The following is a 16,903-nucleotide window of genomic DNA, read 5'->3' as shown; positions in this document are numbered from 1 at the left end:
ATGCAGGAAAATGTAATTAATTTAGGCGATATGATAAAAGAGCTTCTTGAAATTTCCAAGAAAAAGAAAAATGTTTTAGAATATAAAGAAATCAATGACTTTTTTCAGGATGTTGAATTATCGACAGAACAATTTGAGAATGTACTTGATGTACTGGAGAAGAATAATGTAGATGTACTTCAAATTAGTGATGAGGAAGAAGAAGAACCTCTTTTGTTAGAAGATGAAGAAGAGGTTGAATTGGATACGTTGGACTTATCTGTTCCAGACGGTATTAGCATTGATGATCCAGTACGAATGTATCTAAAAGAAATTGGAAAAGTGCCATTGCTTAGTGGAGAGGAAGAAATTGAACTCGCCAAAAGAATGGAAGTTGGAGATGAAGAAGCAAAGAAAAGACTAGCGGAAGCCAATCTAAGACTAGTTGTTAGTATTGCAAAAAGGTATGTAGGAAGAGGAATGCTTTTTTTAGATTTAATTCAAGAGGGTAATCTTGGACTTATTAAAGCTGTAGAAAAGTTTGATTATACAAAAGGTTATAAGTTTAGTACTTATGCTACTTGGTGGATTAGACAAGCAATTACAAGAGCAATTGCAGATCAGGCAAGAACCATTCGTATTCCAGTTCATATGGTTGAAACAATTAATAAATTAATCCGTGTGTCAAGACAACTCCTTCAGGATATGGGAAGAGAACCTTCACCAGAGGAAATCTCAAAAGAAATGGGAATTCCAGTGGAAAGAGTAAGAGAAATATTAAAGATATCTCAAGAACCAGTATCTTTAGAGACTCCGATTGGAGAAGAAGAAGATAGCCATCTTGGAGATTTTATTCAAGATGATAACATACCAGTTCCCTCCGATGCTGCAGCGTTTACTCTTTTGAAAGAACAACTTATGGAGGTTTTAGAAACGCTGACAGATAGAGAACAAAAGGTGCTTAGACTACGTTTTGGTTTAGATGATGGACGAGCTAGGACTTTGGAAGAAGTAGGGAAAGAATTTAATGTAACAAGAGAACGAATTAGACAAATTGAAGCGAAAGCGCTAAGAAAGCTTAGGCATCCAAGTAGAAGCCGTAAGCTAAAAGATTATTTGGAATAAAGTGGAGGCAACATGCAACTATCTGATAGACTATCTGCTATAGCAGCTATGGTAAGTAAAGGGAATCGTCTTGTAGATGTAGGAACAGACCATGGTTATCTTCCTATTTTCTTGGTAGAAAGTGGACAAGTACCATCTGCTATTGCTATGGACATTAATCAAGGGCCGATTGAAAGGGCGAAAGAACATATTAAAGAACATAATTTAGAAAGCTACATAACAACAAGGCTGTCAGATGGTTTGACGGCCTTAAATATAAATGAAGGCGATACGCTTGTAATAGCAGGTATGGGCGGTGGACTGGTAAGAAAGATTATCAAAGAGGGCGAAAAACAAGTTAAAAGTTTTAAAGAATTGATTTTGCAACCACAGTCCGAGATAGAGTTAGTAAGAAAATTTTTAGTTGAATGTGGATATCGTATTGTAGAAGAAAATATGATTGTAGAAGATGACAAATTTTATCCAATGATGAAGGCAATCAAAGGTGAAGTGTTACCTTATAATAAGACCATATTCTATAAGTATGGAAAAGGGTTGTTAGAAAGTAAAAATACAGTACTAAAGCTATTTTTGGAAAAAGAGTTTATTACATATTCAAATATTTTAAATAAGCTTATAGCACATCCAAAACAAAAAGATGGTGAAAGATGCAAAGAAGTAAAGTTAGAATTAGAGTATATAAAGGAGGCTTTCACATACTATGATGAGTCATGCGTTAATAAAAGCGTTTGAAGAGCTGGCACCACTTTCTTTGGCCGAGGAGTGGGATAATTGTGGACTATTAATTGGACTAAAAGACAAAGAGATAAATCGTGTATATATAGCACTTGATGCTACGGATGATGTAGTGACTGATGCAATAGAAAAAGAAGTGGATCTATTGCTTACGCATCATCCTTTAATATTTAAATCTTTAAAAACAATAACAGAGAAGGAGTTTGTAGGTAGAAGGTTGATTCAATTGATTCAAAATGAAGTAAACTACTACTCCATGCATACGAATTTTGATGTTGCAGTGATGGCAGACTTGGCAGCAGATTATCTAAGATTGAGTCAAAAAGAAGTATTAGAAAAGACAGATGAAGTACATGGAATTGGAAAGATTGGATTATTGCCAAGTGAAATGGAATTACAAGAGCTATGTGAGTATGTGAAGAAAGTCTTTTCTTTAGAGCATGTAAAGGTATTTGGAAACACGAATAAAAAGTTACAAAAAGTTGCAATTATGCCAGGTTCAGGAAAAAGTTATATAAAAAATGCAGTACGTTCACAGGTAGATGTTATGATAACTGGTGATATCGATCATCATGATGGAATCGATGGAGTTGCACAAGGGCTAGTAATCATTGATGCGGGTCACTATGGTATTGAGCATATTTTTGTAGAATATATGAAACAATTCATAGAAGACAGGTTTGTAGGAATAAAAGTATATACAGAGAAAACAAAGAATCCTTTTCAATTTATGTAGATTAAGATAGGAGGTCGATACGATGGAAAATGAAATGATAAAGGTTACCATTGATGGAGAAGAAAGGGAATATCCATATGGCACAACCTATAGCGTGATTGCAGAAGAATATCAATCTACAAAGGAGTATGATATTGTACTTGTAATGGCAGACAATCGTTTGCGAGAACTTCATAAAAGATTAAAAGAGCCTTGTACGATATCGTTTATCACAACGAAGGATGCGGTCGGGAATATGGCGTATCGCAGAAGTGCAGTGTTGTTGTTGTTAAAGGCAGTTTACGATGTGGGCGGAAAAGAAAATATAAAAGATGTTAAAATCCATTATTCCGTCAGTAAGGGGTACTATTTTACAGTAGAAGGAAATGTTTCGTTAGATGAAACATTTGTTTCAAACGTAAAAGATAAAATGCGTGAACTGGTAGCGCTGAAATTACCAATTATGAAAAGAGCCATACACACGGATGATGCAATAAAACTTTTTAATAAATATGGTATGACAGACAAAGAAAGATTGTTTCATTACCGAAGACCTTCCAAAGTAAATATTTATAGTTTGGGAAGTTTTGAAGATTATTTCTACGGTTTTATGGTTCAAAACATTGGGATGATTAAATACTTTGATTTGTATTTTTACAAAGAGGGCTTAGTTTTGCAGCTTCCAACAAGCAAAGATCCAATAAATGTACCCTCGTTTGAGCCACAGGAAAAATTATTTGAAGTGCAAAGAGAATCCACTAAGTGGGGAGATATGTTGGAAATTGGTACAGTTGGGGCGTTAAATGATAAGATTGTATCATCTAAAGCAAATGAGTTGATTTTAGTACAGGAAGCGTTACAAGAGAAAAAAATTGCGGAAATAGCACAGAGTATTGTTAATAGACCTGGAATTAAATTCATCATGATAGCAGGTCCTTCTTCGTCAGGAAAAACAACTTTTTCTCATCGCTTATCCATACAGCTTCAAGCAAATGGGTTAAATCCTCATCCAATTGCAATGGATGATTATTTTATCAATCGTGAAGATGTTAAAAAAGATGAATTTGGTAAATATGATTTTGAATCTTTACAGGCAATTGATGTCGAGTTGTTTAATAAAGATATGGCTTTGCTTTTGAAAGGTGAAACAATCGAAATTCCATTTTACAATTTTAAAACTGGAAAAAGAGAATATAGAGGAAGGTTCAAACAGTTAGGAAATAATGATGTGTTAGTAATTGAGGGAATCCATTGTCTAAACGATATGTTATCTCACTCCCTTCCAAAAGAAAATAAGTTTAAAATATACATTAGTGCGTTAACTCAGTTAAATATTGATGAACATAATAGAATACCAAGTACCGATGGTCGTTTAATTAGAAGAATGGTACGAGACGCAAGAACTAGAGGAATATCTGCGAAACAAACCATTGATATGTGGTATTCCGTAAGAAGAGGAGAAGAAAAGTATATTTTCCCTTATCAAGAAGAAGCAGATGTCATGTTTAATTCAGCACTAATCTATGAATTAGCAGTACTTAAGTTATATGCAGAACCATTGTTGTTTGGTATTAATAAAGATGAGCCAGAGTATTTGGAAGCGAAAAGACTTCTAAAATTTTTAGACTATTTTCTGGCTATTGGAAGTGAAGAAATTCCAAATAATTCGATTCTTCGTGAATTTGTAGGGGGTAGTTGCTTCCATGTGTAAAAGAAAGGAATGATGTAAATGGCTATAGAAGAAGTGGCATTGATTGGAACAGGAGCAGTAGGCGGTGTATATGCCAAATATCTACATGCCAAATATGGAAATAAATTTTATGTTGTTGCGAATGGAAGTCGTAAAGAAAGAATATTACAAAATGGAATAAAAGTAAATGAACAGGTTTTCTTTCCACAAGTCATCTCGTCTGATTTAAAAAATAAGAAAATGGACTTAATTATATTTGCAGTTAAGAACTATGATTTAGAACAGGCGATGAAAGATGTGAAAAAACTGGTATCGAAAGATACAATCTTATTGCCTTTGTTAAACGGAATAACGGCAAGTGAACGACTAGAAAGTACATTTTCAAACTCTAAAACGTTGCTTGGATTATCTATGGGAATTGATGCCATACGAACAACAGATGGTATTGTGAATACAGATGACGGAGTCATTCAATTTGGATATGAAGATAACACGATTCCTTCGCAAGAAGTAATAGAGGTAGAGCAGTATTTAAAGGAAGCTGGAATAAATGCGAAGGTGTATCCTGATATGAAGCGTATGCTTTGGAGAAAGTGGATGCTTAATGTAGGGGTAAATCAGGCTTCTGCCATTACAGGTGCTAAGTTTAAGTATTTTGGTCAAGTAAAAGAATTATTGGATTTGTTTCGGGGGGCTATGTTAGAGGTGCTAGAAATCGCAAAAGCATCAAACGTTAACCTTACAATGGAAGATATAGAGCAAATTGAAGAGGTAATTGTTAATTTTACACCAGATGGAAAGACCTCTATGTTACAAGATGTGGAGGCGAAGAGAAGGACGGAAATTGACTATTTTGCAGGTACTGTGTTGGAGTACGGTAAAAAATTAAAGATTGATACTCCGATTAACAATGTGTTATATCTGTCTCTAAAAGCAAAAGAAAAGATATATTTAGATTAAATCTATAAATGTTATTTAAAATGATTGCATTAAATAAACGATTGTGTTAGAATAATTTTTCGTAAGTAGAATGGATGATCGCGGCTGCAAGTGTCGAAAGACCGCAGGTGAGGAAAGTCCGGGCTTCACAGGGCAGGATGCCAGATAACGTCTGGTGGAGGTGACTCCAAGGCTAGTGCAACAGAAATATACCGCCGGTAATACCGGTAAGGTTGGAAGGGCAGTGTAAGAGACTACCGCTGTCTTGGTAACAAGACAGGCATATGTAAACCCCATCCGAAGCAAGACCGAACATAAGCATACAGTGGCCCGCTGGCTTTAGGTAGGTTGCTTGAGTTCTATGGCGACGTAGAACCTAGATAGATGATTATCCAAGACATGACCCGGCTTATAGTTCTGCTCACGATATAATATGTTTTTCATAAAGCAAAAGGATGTTTTTTATTCTTTTGCTTTTTTGCATTAACTCTTACTCTTGTTTTAAATATTTCTAACAGTATTTTGAATTCATATTAAGAATGTTGACATAAAAGTTTAAGAATATATAAAAAAATTAATTTTTATAGTGCATAAGTAACAAAGTAAAAACAAAAGCTGTAAAAATAATACACAAAAAAATAATAGTAAATACATTAAAAATAAAGCATTATTAACAATAGAGATCATAGAATGTTCACAATTAGAGGTAAAAATATATTGAAACTATTGTGTTTATTTTCGTTGACAAGAGTAAAAGTATAAAAAAAGTGTGTATTTTTGTTTAAAAATTGAGTCATAAAATTTGTTTGACTCTTAAAGTTCTCTGTGGTAAATTTTTCTCGTAGCCTGATAAGGTTAACTAAAGCAAACCATAATCTATAATAAAAGAAGATATTTAAGGAGGATTATTATTATGAAAAAATCAATGAAGAAATTAGCACTTGTAATGACAGTGGCAACATTAGCATTTGCTGCAACAGCATGTGGAAGTAAGGACGCTGGTACTACATCAGCTCCAGCAACAACAGCTGAGCCAACAACTGATGCTACAACTGAAAATAAATCAGAAGATGCATTAACTAACGATACAAAGACAGAAGATGTTAAAACCGAAGATGTTAAAACAGATGATGCTAAGACAGATGATGCTAAGACAGATGATGCAGAAGGTACAGATGATACAAAAGATGCTACTGATGCAACTGGCGAAGCAGCAGATGATAGCAAAGATGCAACAGATACAAATGCTGAAAAACCAGCAAACTAATAAGATGATTAAGGGATGCCCAGATTATGGGTGTCCCTTTTAAAATGCAAATAGATTTGGGATGCCCATTATTAGAGGGCATCTTTTTTTGTTCTTGGATTTCTTGTAGAGGAACGTACAATTAAGTTTGGGAGTGTAACAAAGGATTGTACCGATAGATTTTTATTATTAATTTTTCGAAGTAATATAGTAGCTGCTTGATTCCCCATTTCATAGACATCAATGTCTATAACGGTAAGTGGTGGATCAATAAGTTGCGATAAAGGATAATCATCAAAGGTAATCATTCCTATGTCTTTAGGGATTGATAAATTTTTATTTTCAATTGCTTTTACAGCACCCATTGCAATTAAATTATTTTCACAAATAACAGCATCTGGAAGTGTACCGTATGATAACAATTCTTCCATCATAGTAAACCCACTCTCTTTTGTGTATTCCCCATATTTAATAAAATCTTCTTGTGTAGTCAAGCCATTTATATTCATATAGGAAAGGAAGCCCTGTAAACGATGTCTTGATATCTCATCACTTTTTGGTCCACCAAGGAAAGCAATTTTAGAATAGCCGCATGTCTCTAAATATTCCATCGCCATTTGACCAGACATACGATTATTGATATCAATCCAACAAGAAGCACTTGCAAAAGGAGGTCTTCCGATAATGATATGAGGGAAATTACTTTTTACAAGAAAATCAACGAGATGTCTTGAGGTTGCAGAACCATGCACCAATATTCCATCTGCAGTATTGCGCCCTACGATTTCTAATACGCTAGTATAAGCCTCCTCTGTAGAAGATACCCCAACAAATGAAAGATTATATTTCTTTTTTTTGGTGACACTCTCTGCACCGCACAAGATTTCAAACATATGTGGATTATGAAAAGCCGTATGTAACTGTGTGATTGCCAGAAATATGATATTGTTGGAACGCTTATATTTAAAATTACTGGCTTGTGCATTGGGGTGATAGTCAAGTTGTTTCATAACTTCTTTCACATGCTGCCTTGTTTTTTCAGAAATATAGGGCTTATTGTTTAATATTTTTGAGACCGTTGCAACGGAAACCCCAGCTTCTCTAGCAACATCTTTTATAGTAACAGCCATAAAATACTCCTTTTTGTTCAACTCATTTTAGGTAATAGTATAACGATTACCTAAAAAAATCAAGCAATATGTATAGAAAAGCCTTGTGATAAAAAAGGATGTTGGTATAATTTACATATAAATACCGGTATTTTAATGAAAATAGTAAAATTATTATAATTGGGATTAAGGAGGAGAGGGATTATATGTTGAAAAAGTTAATAAAAAGATGGGGGAATTTTTTTCTTTGTATTTTACTATTGCTATCAATGTTGACACCAATTAATGTACAAGCATCTAGTAGTCTTCAAGGTGAGGCAATCTATCAGATTATGGTGGATCGTTTTTATGATGGAGACTCATCCAATAATGCAACAGGAGAAGCATTTCGATTTGCAGAAAATGTAGAAGAAGATTTTCGCTATATGCATGGAGGAGATTGGCAAGGAATTATTGACAAGATTTCTTACATAAAAGGTATGGGATATACTGCAATTTGGATTTCTCCCGTATCTGACCCGCAATTATGGGGCGTACCTGATCCAAATGGAAAACAATGGCCGACCGCATATCATGGCTACAATGTTTATGATCCAAACCGTGCCAGCCGATATTTTGGAGCAAATGATCCAACTAAGAGTAAAGAAAAACTAAAAGAGCTAGTGGATGTTTGCCATGACAATGGTATCAAGGTTATTTTGGATATTGTTCCAAACCACATAGGAGATTATCTTCAAGGAGTCGGTGATAAGGCACACTATATTTCGGATGCAGGGTTAAAGGAAGGGTCACAGGTACAACCTGCATCACCTTTTAATAATATTTTATGGTACCACAACAAAGGAGATATTAACTTTGATTTAGAGCATCCACACACAGAAGAAAGTACAAGGATGTTAGAAGAACACGATTTGGGAGGATTAGATGACATAGATTTTGATAATCCAGAAGCAAAGCAGGCGATATTTGACGCAATTAAAGATTGGTTTACTTATACGGGGGCAGATGCGGCCAGAGTGGATGCTGCAAAATGTATGAAACCATCTGATATTCATGAATTGCAAGAATACCTTGGCGTACCAACTTTTGGTGAGAATTTTGATATGGATGTTGAATTTATTAAGGACTGGGTTGGTGAGAATGGAGAGACTGGAATGCTTGATTTTCCATTGTTTCAGGCAATTGTAAATGACTTTGCTTATGGTAAAAACTTTAATAATACATCAGAGATTTCGATACAATCCATATTTGATCAAGACTATCTTTATGGAGCAAATCTAAATGAGATGGTGACCTTTATTGACAATCATGATAGAAATCGTTTTCTTACGGAAGCGGGAGGAGACATTGATAAGTTGCATAATGCATTAACATTTATTTTTGCGGCAAGAGGCATCCCAGTTGTTTTCCAAGGTACTGAACAAAATCGTGGAAATGCAAATGGTGCTACGATAAATGGTATTGCAGATACTTGGAACCGCTGGTCGATGGTTACAAAGGATCAAGAAGGAAATGTAATAAAGGATTACTTTGATACATCAACGGATACCTATCAGCTTATTGCAACATTAAATGAACTAAGACAGGAATATGAAGCTCTTAGCTTTGGCACGCAAAGAGAAATGTGGACTTCTATGCATACTTACGCTTTTTCAAGAAGAGTGGATGAAGGAGAAATGGAAGGTCAGGAATTAATTTGTGCATTTCACAATTCGGCAGGAACAGATACAGTAACTATGTCTATTCGTGCTGAAAGTACAATTGCCCCAGGAACCACGTTAGTAAACGTGATGAATCCAAATGATAAAATAACAGTATCTGCTGATAAAAAAGTTACAATAACCTTATCAGGTAATAATGCAAAAATTTATGCGGTTGATGAGGAGGCAATGGAGAGCGTTCCAGTAACCTTTCATATCAAAAATGCAACTACCAACTGGGGACAAGATATCTATATTGTTGGAAACTGTGCAGAACTTGGTAATTGGAATGCCGATGAAGCAATCGGACCAGCCACTTGTCCAAAGTATCCAGATTGGGAGCTTACAGCTTATTTGCCAGTAGGAAAAGAAATTGAATTCAAGGCAATTAAAAAGGATAAATCAGGAAATGTGGTATGGCAAGGTGGAAGTAACCATAAGTACACAGTGCCATTGTCAGATTTTGGTGAAGTGAGTCTGGATTGGTAAATAAAAAATCTACGTGAAACAACAAACATATGGAGGATAGGATATGAAGAAAAAAATTGCATTGCTACTTTGTATTACCATGACCGCAATGGGTATCATTGGATGTGGAAACTCTGAGGAAAGCCTTGCGACGAAAGGAGGAAGTGCTAGTAAGCAATCGGTGGTTACTATCTGGCATGATGGAGATGATTCCATTATGCAGGTTATAGAAAATGGTGTGAATGAAGCATTAGAAAGCGATGGTATTCTTGTTAAGTTTGAAAAAAAGAGTGGATTAACGGATCAAATGAAATTATATGGTAACGACGAGGCGAATGGACCAGATATGTACTTATATGCCCATGACTCTCTAGGGACGTTTGTTGAAATGGGAATATTAGCACCTTTAACCGATGTAATAGAGGAAAGTGATTATTCTGATATGCTTCCAATGACAATACAAGCTGGGAATTACAAAAATACCCAGTACCTTCTTCCGGTATATTTTGAGACATTATTGTTTTTATATAATAAAGACTTATGGGAAGGAGAAGTTCCTTCCACAACAGAAGAGTTGTTTTCCTATATGGAAAGTCACACAGATACAGCCTCTGGACAATATGCTCTGGTAAATCAGCACTCAACTGCATATAATGTAGCACCGTTTATTAATGGCTTTGGCGGATATATCATAAATGAACAGTCAGTACCTGGATTAAATGATGAAAAGACATTAGAGGCAATTGAATATAATAAAAAGTTTGCAGCATTAGAGGCGGATGGTGACTATAATACAGTCAATACACTCTTTAATGAGGGGAAAGCGGCAGCGATTATTGGAGGTCCATGGTTGATTGCAGGTATAAAAGAAGCAAAAATCAATTATGGAATTAAATCGTTATCTGATTTTACATTACCAAATCAAAATGCATTGTCGCCTTATTCTGGTGTGCAAGCAATTGGAATTATGAAATATGCAGTAGAAAATAAGAAGGAAGCATTGGGAAAAGTATTAAAAGAAATTGCAAATCCACAAATAGGAATTGAACTTGCTCTTAATTCAGGATGTGCGCCAGCCAATCAAATCTCTTACGATTATACAGAAGTAGCAAAAGATGAAATGATAGTTGCTATGAGAAGAACGGCAGATACTGCTAAACCAATGCCAAATGTACCAGAAATGAGTGTTATGTGGGGGCCTATAGAATCTCTTCTTGCAGCTGTTAATAAATCTGGTCAAGATACCAAAGAAGCGGCTAGTGAATATCAAAAGCAAGCAGAAACTGCAATCCAAGATATGAAATAATAGATATACAATAGAAATGAGTTGAGCTTGAAACGAAGAAAAAGAAAATAAAACTTCTTTTTCTTCGATAATGGCTTATTTGTTTAAAGACAATAGGAGTTGACAGAAAATGAAAAAGAAAAATGGAACTCTTCCATGGAGATTTAGCCTACCTTCTATGGTATTAATTACGATGATTATAATATTTCCAATAGCATTTACTTTATATATTTCATTTACGAATATGAATTTGTATCATTGGGATGATTATCGTTTCATTGGCATGAATAATTATATTCGTGCACTAACAAAAATAGATTCTGGTTTTTTATCTGCAATTGTGACTACGATTATTTGGACCGTTTTAAACATGGTGTTACAAATTGTAATTTCTTTTTTTATAGCCTTGGGGTTAAATATAAAAGGACTAAAGTTGGGCAGATTATATAAGACCTTACTGATGTTTCCCTGGGCCATGCCTGCTTATATATCAATTCTTTTATGGAGAGTTGGCATGTATAATACGGAATACGGTCTTTTAAATAAATTTATCACGGCAATTGGTTTACCAAAAGTAGAATTCTTATCAGAAAATATCCCAGCCTTTTTTTCTTGTATGGTTTTAAATTTGTGGATGGCGTTACCCTTTCTTATTATGATGATGGACGGAGCACTACAAAGTGTTGATCATAGTTACTATGAGAGCGCTAAGTTAGATGGTGCAGGATGGTGGGCGCGAAATATATATATTACAATTCCTTGCATTTGGCCAATAATAGCCCCTGCAATTATAATGACTACTTTTACCACATTTAAACAATTTGACATTATATATTTGTTGACAATGCAAAAAGGCTCTCTTACTGGTGCCACTCTTAACACGGTTATTACATATGCCTATCAAAATGCGTTTGTATCCAACAATTACGGACTTTCATCAGCCGTTTCGATTGTAATATTTGGCTTTATTATTTTCTTCTCATTATTTATTAATCGTGGCATAAAGGGGGAAAACATATGAAATTAAAAAAAGTAAGATGTGGAATTTTACTTATGGTATTGAATTTATTTTTTATTTTATTATGTCTGCTTGTATTAATTCCAATTGGGTATGCGTTTTTTCTCTCAATTAGTAGCGGTAATAGCACCTTTCAAAATACGCTTTGGGTAAAGCAGGTTACTTTACAAAATTATAAAGCAATTCTTTTAGAAGAACCATTCCTTATATGGTTAAAGAATTCTACCATTTTGAGTGTTGGAACAATGGGAATTGCAATGGGAACTTCGGTAAGTGCAGCTTATGCATTTTCACGTTTTCGATTTCGTGGAAGAGAACAAATCTTAAAGTTATTGCTTGTGTTAAATGCATTTCCTCAAATTTTAAGTATGTTTGCAATCTTTCGATTATTTAAAAATATACATTTAATCAATAGTTATATTGGATTAATTTTAATATACGCTGGCAGTATGTGTATTTTTGGGATTTGGAATATGAAGGGATATTTTGATACCATTCCAGTTGAAATAGAGGAATCGGCAGCTATTGACGGCGCAAGCCCTAGCCAAGTGATACGAAAGATTATATTACCACTTGCAAGACCAGCGATTATCGTAACAGCAGTCATGGTATTGATTTTTGTTTGGAACGAGTATTTGTTTGCAACTACATTTTTAATGAAGGCAGACAGCTATTCACTTGCTGGAGGTTTGTATCAGCTTCAATCAAATGACTATAGCAGAAACTGGCCTATATTTTCAGCAGCATCTATATTAACATCTATTCCGATTCTGATACTCTTTTTTTGCATACAAAAGTATATGGTATCAGGTCTGACAGCAGGAGGAGTCAAAGGATAATGAAAAAATACATGGAAGAAAACATAAATCGTGAAGCAATATTACATATTCCGTTATCACAATATGCATTTGCCGATGCGGAAAATAAATTAACAATAAGAATACGAACCAAAAAAGATAATATAGAATCATGTATGTTATATTACGGGGATCGTGCATGTGAAAGTACACCTGTAGTGTTTGAAGAAATACCAATGAAGAAGGCAGCAACCGATGAATATTTTGATTATTATGAGGTTACTTTTATAACACCGTTTAGTCGCGTTTGTTATTATTTTAAATTAGAGAACAAAAAGGAGTGGACTTTCTTTTATTCGGATCGCTTTACAAAAGAAATGGCAGATTATGAACTAGATGGAGCAATTCTTGAAGGAAGAAGTGAGTATTACCAATATCCTTACATATTAAAAAGTGAAATCCAAGATGTGCCAAACTGGTTTAAAACAGCAGTGGTTTACAATATATTTCCTGATAGCTTTGCATGTGGAAGATACGAAGCTCCAAATGAGAAAAAAGAAGTGATACTAGATAGTGGAAAAGTAAGCAAAGCAAGATTAGGCGGAACCATTCATGGAATTACACAAAATCTTGATTATATTCAGGAACTTGGATTTAACTGTATTTATCTAAATCCTATCTTTACGGCAGGTGAATATCACAAATACGATACGCTTGATTATTATCATATTGACCCTTGCCTTGGTACGGATGAAGAGTTTAAACAGCTTGTAGATGAAATTCACAAGAAAGATATGAAAATTATTATAGATGGAGTCTTTAATCATTGCAGTTGGCAGTTTTTTGCATTTGAAGATGTATTACAAAATGGAAAGGAATCGCAATACTACGATTGGTTCTATGAGTTAAATCTCCCATTGACTCGACCAGAATCAGAGGTTGGTAAACCAAAATATGCCTGCTTTGCGTATGAACGTAAAATGCCAAAGTTAAATACATCTAATCTAGAGGTTCAAAAATACTTTGCAGCAGTGGGAGTGCATTGGTTGGAGCATTACCAGATAGATGGATGGAGATTGGATGTTGCAAATGAAATAGACAGAGAGTTTTGGCGGGCGTTTAGACGAGCCGTTAAGTTACAAAACAAAGAAGCCATTCTGATAGGAGAGGTATGGGAAGATGCACAGACATGGTTAAAAGGGGATGCCTTTGATTCTACCATGAATTATGAATTTCGAAGAATTTGTCGTGATTATTTGATTGGAGAGCAAAAAGATGCATTCCGACTAGCGAAGCAATTAGAACAAATGAGACTTCGCTATCCTACCAATATTGTGCGAGGTCAATTAAATCTTTTAGATAGTCATGATGTACCAAGATTTATGTCTTTGTGCAAAGGAGATGAAAGAAAGTGGAGATTAGCGTGTATCCTTCTCATGCTTTTTGAAGGAGTACCAAGTTTGTTCTATGGAGATGAACAAGGAATATGTGGAGTAAATGAAAATGAATATCGTAATCCTATGGTATGGGGGCAGAACCCTCAGTTATGTGTATTTGTTAAGCGACTTATTGAAATTAGAAAAGAATACACGGATGTAACTAGTTCATATCAAGTGCTGTGGGAGGAGATGAGTCAGGATATATTTGCATTTGAAAGGAAAAATGAAAACGGTAAGCTGCGTGTTATGTTTAACCTTTCTGATAAAACATTAGAGTGTCAAAAATATCTTGATGATGAACTGCTTGTGTCCTCTAAAAGCAAAGATGTGCTAGAACCATTTGGTTATAAGATTCTTTTTGAGGCTCATAAAAGCCATTAGAGTCTTCGTCGAAAAAAATATAGAATTTTAGAAAATAATACTTGCTTTTTTAAAAAAATTATTATATTATATACAAGTGCCATTTAGAGGCACTGTATATGGCTCGTTGGTCAAGCGGTTAAGACGCTGCCCTCTCACGGCAGAAACAGGGGTTCGATTCCCCTACGAGCTGTTGACTATTTGAAAGAATAGCCCAACCCGAGAGAATGCTTAAGTGTATACATATGTATATGTTTAAGCGTTTTTTTAATTGATAGGACCAGCGATAAATTTACAGGGATAAACTGTTTTGTGAAAAAAACCCAAAACCCCTTGTATTTAATCAAATAGGGTGCTATAATAAGAACTGATATAGATGACAGAAGAAAGAGTGGGCGTAAGTCCACTCTTATTTAATGGTTATAGAAAGGCGATGTGTCATGTCAAAAAGAGATGAATATGAAAAAAGAACAGAGGACTTACTACTCCCTATCATAGAAGCGAATCATTATGAGCTTGTAGATGTAGAATATGTAAAAGAAGGCTCTAACTGGTATTTAAGAGCTTACATTGACAAAGAAGGTGGAATCACTGTTGATGATTGTGAGATTGTAAGTCGTGCATTGGGAGAGATTCTTGACAAGGAAGACTTCATTGATAGTGCTTATATATTAGAAGTAAGCTCGCCAGGACTTGGAAGACCACTGAAGAAGGAACGAGATTTTGAGAGAAGTTTAGGTGATGAAGTAGAAGTAAGAACCTACAAAGCTATTGATAAACAAAAAGAATTTGTAGGAATATTAAAAGCTTATGATAAATATAGTGTAACCTTAGCGTTTGAAGATAATACAGAGATGAACATAGCAAGAGCTGATATTGCATTAATCAGACTGGCATTTGATTTCTAGAAAGAGCAGGAGGATAATAAAATGAACAACAGTAACGAATTACTAGAAGCGTTGAATATACTTGAAAAGGAAAAGGACATTAGCAAAGATACACTCATTGATGCGATTGAAAATTCTTTGATTACAGCTTGTAAAAATCACTTTGGAAAAGCGGATAACGTTAAAGTATATATTAACAGAGACAATTGCAACTTTTCGGTTTATGCTGAAAAAATTGTCGTAGAAGAAGTATTAGATAGTGTGACAGAGATTAGTCTTGCAAACGCAAAATTAATTGATAGTAAATATGAGCTTGGAGATATTGTGAATGTTGAAATTGAGTCAAAGGAATTTGGGCGAATTGCAACTCAAAATGCGAAAAATGTAATACTTCAAAAAATCAGAGAAGAAGAAAGAAAAGTATTATTCAATCAATACTATGCAAAGGAAAAAGATGTAGTAACTGGTATTGTTCAAAGATATGTTGGAAAGAATGTTAGTATTAATCTGGGTAAGGTGGATGCTATGCTCAACGAAAATGAACAAGTCAAGGGTGAAGTATTCAAAGCAACAGAAAGAATTAAACTATACATTCTAGAAGTAAAAGATACAACAAAAGGACCAAAGATATTAGTATCCAGAACGCATCCAGAGCTTGTAAAAAGATTGTTTGAAGCAGAAGTAACAGAAGTAAAGGATGGAACAGTAGAGATAAAAAGTATCTCAAGAGAAGCAGGTTCTAGAACTAAGATTGCTGTTTGGTCTAACAACCCTGATGTTGATCCAGTAGGAGCTTGTGTTGGTTTAAATGGTGCAAGAGTAAATGCAATTGTGAATGAACTTAGAGGAGAAAAAATAGATATTATTAACTGGAGTGAGAATCCTGCAGTATTAATTGAAAATGCGTTAAGTCCAGCTAAGGTAGTATCTGTAGTTGCAGATGCAGATGCAAAGACTGCAAATGTAGTAGTACCAGATTATCAATTATCATTAGCAATTGGTAAAGAGGGACAAAACGCAAGACTTGCGGCAAGGTTAACAGGTTTTAAAATAGATATTAAGAGTGAGACACAGGCAAAAGAAGCCGGTGAAGATATAGAAATGATGGAAGACTAAAATAAAGAATAAACATCTAGGATGTGATAAAGTGAGTACATTAAAAAAGATTCCAATGCGTAAATGTATTGGGTGTAATGAAATGAAAAGTAAAAAAGAATTGGTAAGAATTTTAAAGACTACAGAAGATGAAATTGTGATAGATGTGACGGGAAAGAAGAATGGCCGTGGTGCATATATCTGTTTCTCTAAGGATTGTCTTTTAAAAGCGAAGAAAAACAAGGGCTTAGAGCGTTCGTTAAAATGTACGATACCACAAGAAATATATGACAGCCTTGAAAAGGAGTTGAATTGA

Annotated in this window: 15 protein-coding genes, 1 tRNA gene and 1 other RNA gene; 16 read left to right on the top strand and 1 reads right to left on the bottom strand. The window is 34.7% G+C overall.

Annotated features, from left to right (window positions below; all coding sequences use genetic code 11):
- The 7 genes from rpoD to F7O84_RS08535 all read left to right on the top strand — a co-directional run bounded on the left by rpoD (position 1) and on the right by F7O84_RS08535 (position 6,450).
- Positions 1-1,104 (top strand): RNA polymerase sigma factor RpoD, encoded by a 1,104-nt coding sequence (gene rpoD, locus F7O84_RS08565; protein WP_151144179.1) that lies wholly within the window; start codon positions 1-3, stop codon positions 1,102-1,104.
- A gap of 12 nt (positions 1,105-1,116) precedes the next feature.
- Complete coding sequence (locus F7O84_RS08560) at positions 1,117-1,836, top strand: tRNA (adenine(22)-N(1))-methyltransferase (RefSeq protein ID WP_151144178.1); 720 nt, start codon at positions 1,117-1,119, stop codon at positions 1,834-1,836.
- Positions 1,805-2,575: a Nif3-like dinuclear metal center hexameric protein gene (locus F7O84_RS08555; RefSeq protein WP_151144177.1), complete on the top strand. Its 771-nt coding sequence runs from the start codon at positions 1,805-1,807 to the stop codon at positions 2,573-2,575. The genes F7O84_RS08560 and F7O84_RS08555 overlap by 32 nt, the downstream gene beginning before the upstream one ends.
- A 22-nt stretch (positions 2,576-2,597) precedes the next feature.
- Positions 2,598-4,265 carry a nucleoside kinase gene (locus tag F7O84_RS08550; RefSeq protein ID WP_151144176.1) on the top strand — a complete coding sequence of 556 codons (1,668 nt, stop codon included), beginning with the start codon at positions 2,598-2,600 and terminating at the stop codon, positions 4,263-4,265.
- An 18-nt stretch (positions 4,266-4,283) separates the two neighbouring features.
- Positions 4,284-5,204, top strand: a complete 921-nt coding sequence (locus F7O84_RS08545; RefSeq protein WP_151144175.1) for a ketopantoate reductase family protein — start codon at positions 4,284-4,286, stop codon at positions 5,202-5,204.
- 62 nt (positions 5,205-5,266) lie between these two features.
- An RNA gene (gene rnpB, locus F7O84_RS08540) (RNase P RNA component class A) lies at positions 5,267-5,611 on the top strand.
- Positions 5,612-6,096: 485 nt separating this feature from the next.
- Positions 6,097-6,450: a hypothetical protein gene (locus F7O84_RS08535; protein ID WP_151144174.1), complete on the top strand. Its 354-nt coding sequence runs from the start codon at positions 6,097-6,099 to the stop codon at positions 6,448-6,450.
- A gap of 71 nt (positions 6,451-6,521) precedes the next feature.
- Here the strand turns inward: F7O84_RS08535 and F7O84_RS08530 are convergent, their stop codons facing one another.
- Positions 6,522-7,559, bottom strand: a complete 1,038-nt coding sequence (locus F7O84_RS08530) for a LacI family DNA-binding transcriptional regulator (protein ID WP_151144173.1) — start codon at positions 7,557-7,559, stop codon at positions 6,522-6,524.
- Positions 7,560-7,744: 185 nt separating this feature from the next.
- On the opposite strand from F7O84_RS08530, the gene F7O84_RS08525 reads away from it, so the two are divergent.
- The 9 genes from F7O84_RS08525 (at position 7,745) to rnpM (ending at position 16,903) form a co-directional block, all read left to right on the top strand.
- On the top strand, positions 7,745-9,727 hold the full coding sequence (locus tag F7O84_RS08525) for an alpha-amylase family glycosyl hydrolase (protein ID WP_151144172.1): 1,983 nt from the start codon (positions 7,745-7,747) through the stop codon (positions 9,725-9,727).
- 43 nt (positions 9,728-9,770) lie between these two features.
- Entirely contained in the window at positions 9,771-11,012 is a 1,242-nt protein-coding gene (locus tag F7O84_RS08520) for an extracellular solute-binding protein (RefSeq protein ID WP_151144171.1), read from the top strand.
- 109 nt (positions 11,013-11,121) lie between these two features.
- Entirely contained in the window at positions 11,122-12,012 is an 891-nt protein-coding gene (locus F7O84_RS08515) for a carbohydrate ABC transporter permease (protein ID WP_151144170.1), read from the top strand.
- The gene (locus F7O84_RS08510) at positions 12,009-12,848 is read left to right on the top strand and encodes a sugar ABC transporter permease (RefSeq protein WP_151144169.1); all 840 of its coding nucleotides are present in this window, start codon (positions 12,009-12,011) and stop codon (positions 12,846-12,848) included. The genes F7O84_RS08515 and F7O84_RS08510 overlap by 4 nt, the downstream gene beginning before the upstream one ends.
- Positions 12,848-14,626, top strand: a complete 1,779-nt coding sequence (locus F7O84_RS08505) for a glycoside hydrolase family 13 protein (protein ID WP_151144168.1) — start codon at positions 12,848-12,850, stop codon at positions 14,624-14,626. The genes F7O84_RS08510 and F7O84_RS08505 overlap by 1 nt, the downstream gene beginning before the upstream one ends.
- Before the next feature lie 100 nt (positions 14,627-14,726).
- A tRNA-Glu gene (locus tag F7O84_RS08500) sits at positions 14,727-14,798 on the top strand.
- A 247-nt stretch (positions 14,799-15,045) separates the two neighbouring features.
- Positions 15,046-15,513: a ribosome maturation factor RimP gene (rimP, locus tag F7O84_RS08495; RefSeq protein WP_151144167.1), complete on the top strand. Its 468-nt coding sequence runs from the start codon at positions 15,046-15,048 to the stop codon at positions 15,511-15,513.
- Positions 15,514-15,534: 21 nt separating this feature from the next.
- The gene (nusA, locus tag F7O84_RS08490; protein WP_151144166.1) at positions 15,535-16,608 is read left to right on the top strand and encodes a transcription termination factor NusA; all 1,074 of its coding nucleotides are present in this window, start codon (positions 15,535-15,537) and stop codon (positions 16,606-16,608) included.
- A gap of 31 nt (positions 16,609-16,639) precedes the next feature.
- On the top strand, positions 16,640-16,903 hold the full coding sequence (gene rnpM / locus F7O84_RS08485) for an RNase P modulator RnpM (protein ID WP_151144165.1): 264 nt from the start codon (positions 16,640-16,642) through the stop codon (positions 16,901-16,903).

The organism is Candidatus Galacturonatibacter soehngenii (assembly GCF_008830185.1).
Lineage (GTDB): Bacteria > Bacillota > Clostridia > Lachnospirales > Lachnospiraceae > Lachnotalea > Lachnotalea soehngenii.
The sequence above is the reverse complement of the archived record's forward strand: the minus strand, read 5'-3'. Positions and strand labels throughout refer to the sequence as shown.

What these genes read in the sequence shown, in the direction of transcription:
- F7O84_RS08515 (WP_151144170.1), top strand. Translation starts at nt 11,122, where the DNA reads ATGAAAAAGAAAAATGGAACTCTTCCATGGAGATTTAGCCTACCTTCT.
- F7O84_RS08560 (WP_151144178.1), top strand. Translation starts at nt 1,117, where the DNA reads ATGCAACTATCTGATAGACTATCTGCTATAGCAGCTATGGTAAGTAAA.
- F7O84_RS08520 (WP_151144171.1), top strand. Translation starts at nt 9,771, where the DNA reads ATGAAGAAAAAAATTGCATTGCTACTTTGTATTACCATGACCGCAATG.
- F7O84_RS08555 (WP_151144177.1), top strand. Translation starts at nt 1,805, where the DNA reads ATGATGAGTCATGCGTTAATAAAAGCGTTTGAAGAGCTGGCACCACTT.
- nusA (WP_151144166.1), top strand. Translation starts at nt 15,535, where the DNA reads ATGAACAACAGTAACGAATTACTAGAAGCGTTGAATATACTTGAAAAG.
- F7O84_RS08545 (WP_151144175.1), top strand. Translation starts at nt 4,284, where the DNA reads ATGGCTATAGAAGAAGTGGCATTGATTGGAACAGGAGCAGTAGGCGGT.
- rpoD (WP_151144179.1), top strand. Translation starts at nt 1, where the DNA reads ATGCAGGAAAATGTAATTAATTTAGGCGATATGATAAAAGAGCTTCTT.
- F7O84_RS08525 (WP_151144172.1), top strand. Translation starts at nt 7,745, where the DNA reads ATGTTGAAAAAGTTAATAAAAAGATGGGGGAATTTTTTTCTTTGTATT.
- F7O84_RS08510 (WP_151144169.1), top strand. Translation starts at nt 12,009, where the DNA reads ATGAAATTAAAAAAAGTAAGATGTGGAATTTTACTTATGGTATTGAAT.
- F7O84_RS08550 (WP_151144176.1), top strand. Translation starts at nt 2,598, where the DNA reads ATGGAAAATGAAATGATAAAGGTTACCATTGATGGAGAAGAAAGGGAA.
- F7O84_RS08535 (WP_151144174.1), top strand. Translation starts at nt 6,097, where the DNA reads ATGAAAAAATCAATGAAGAAATTAGCACTTGTAATGACAGTGGCAACA.
- F7O84_RS08505 (WP_151144168.1), top strand. Translation starts at nt 12,848, where the DNA reads ATGAAAAAATACATGGAAGAAAACATAAATCGTGAAGCAATATTACAT.
- F7O84_RS08530 (WP_151144173.1), bottom strand. Translation starts at nt 7,559, where the DNA reads ATGGCTGTTACTATAAAAGATGTTGCTAGAGAAGCTGGGGTTTCCGTT.
- rimP (WP_151144167.1), top strand. Translation starts at nt 15,046, where the DNA reads ATGTCAAAAAGAGATGAATATGAAAAAAGAACAGAGGACTTACTACTC.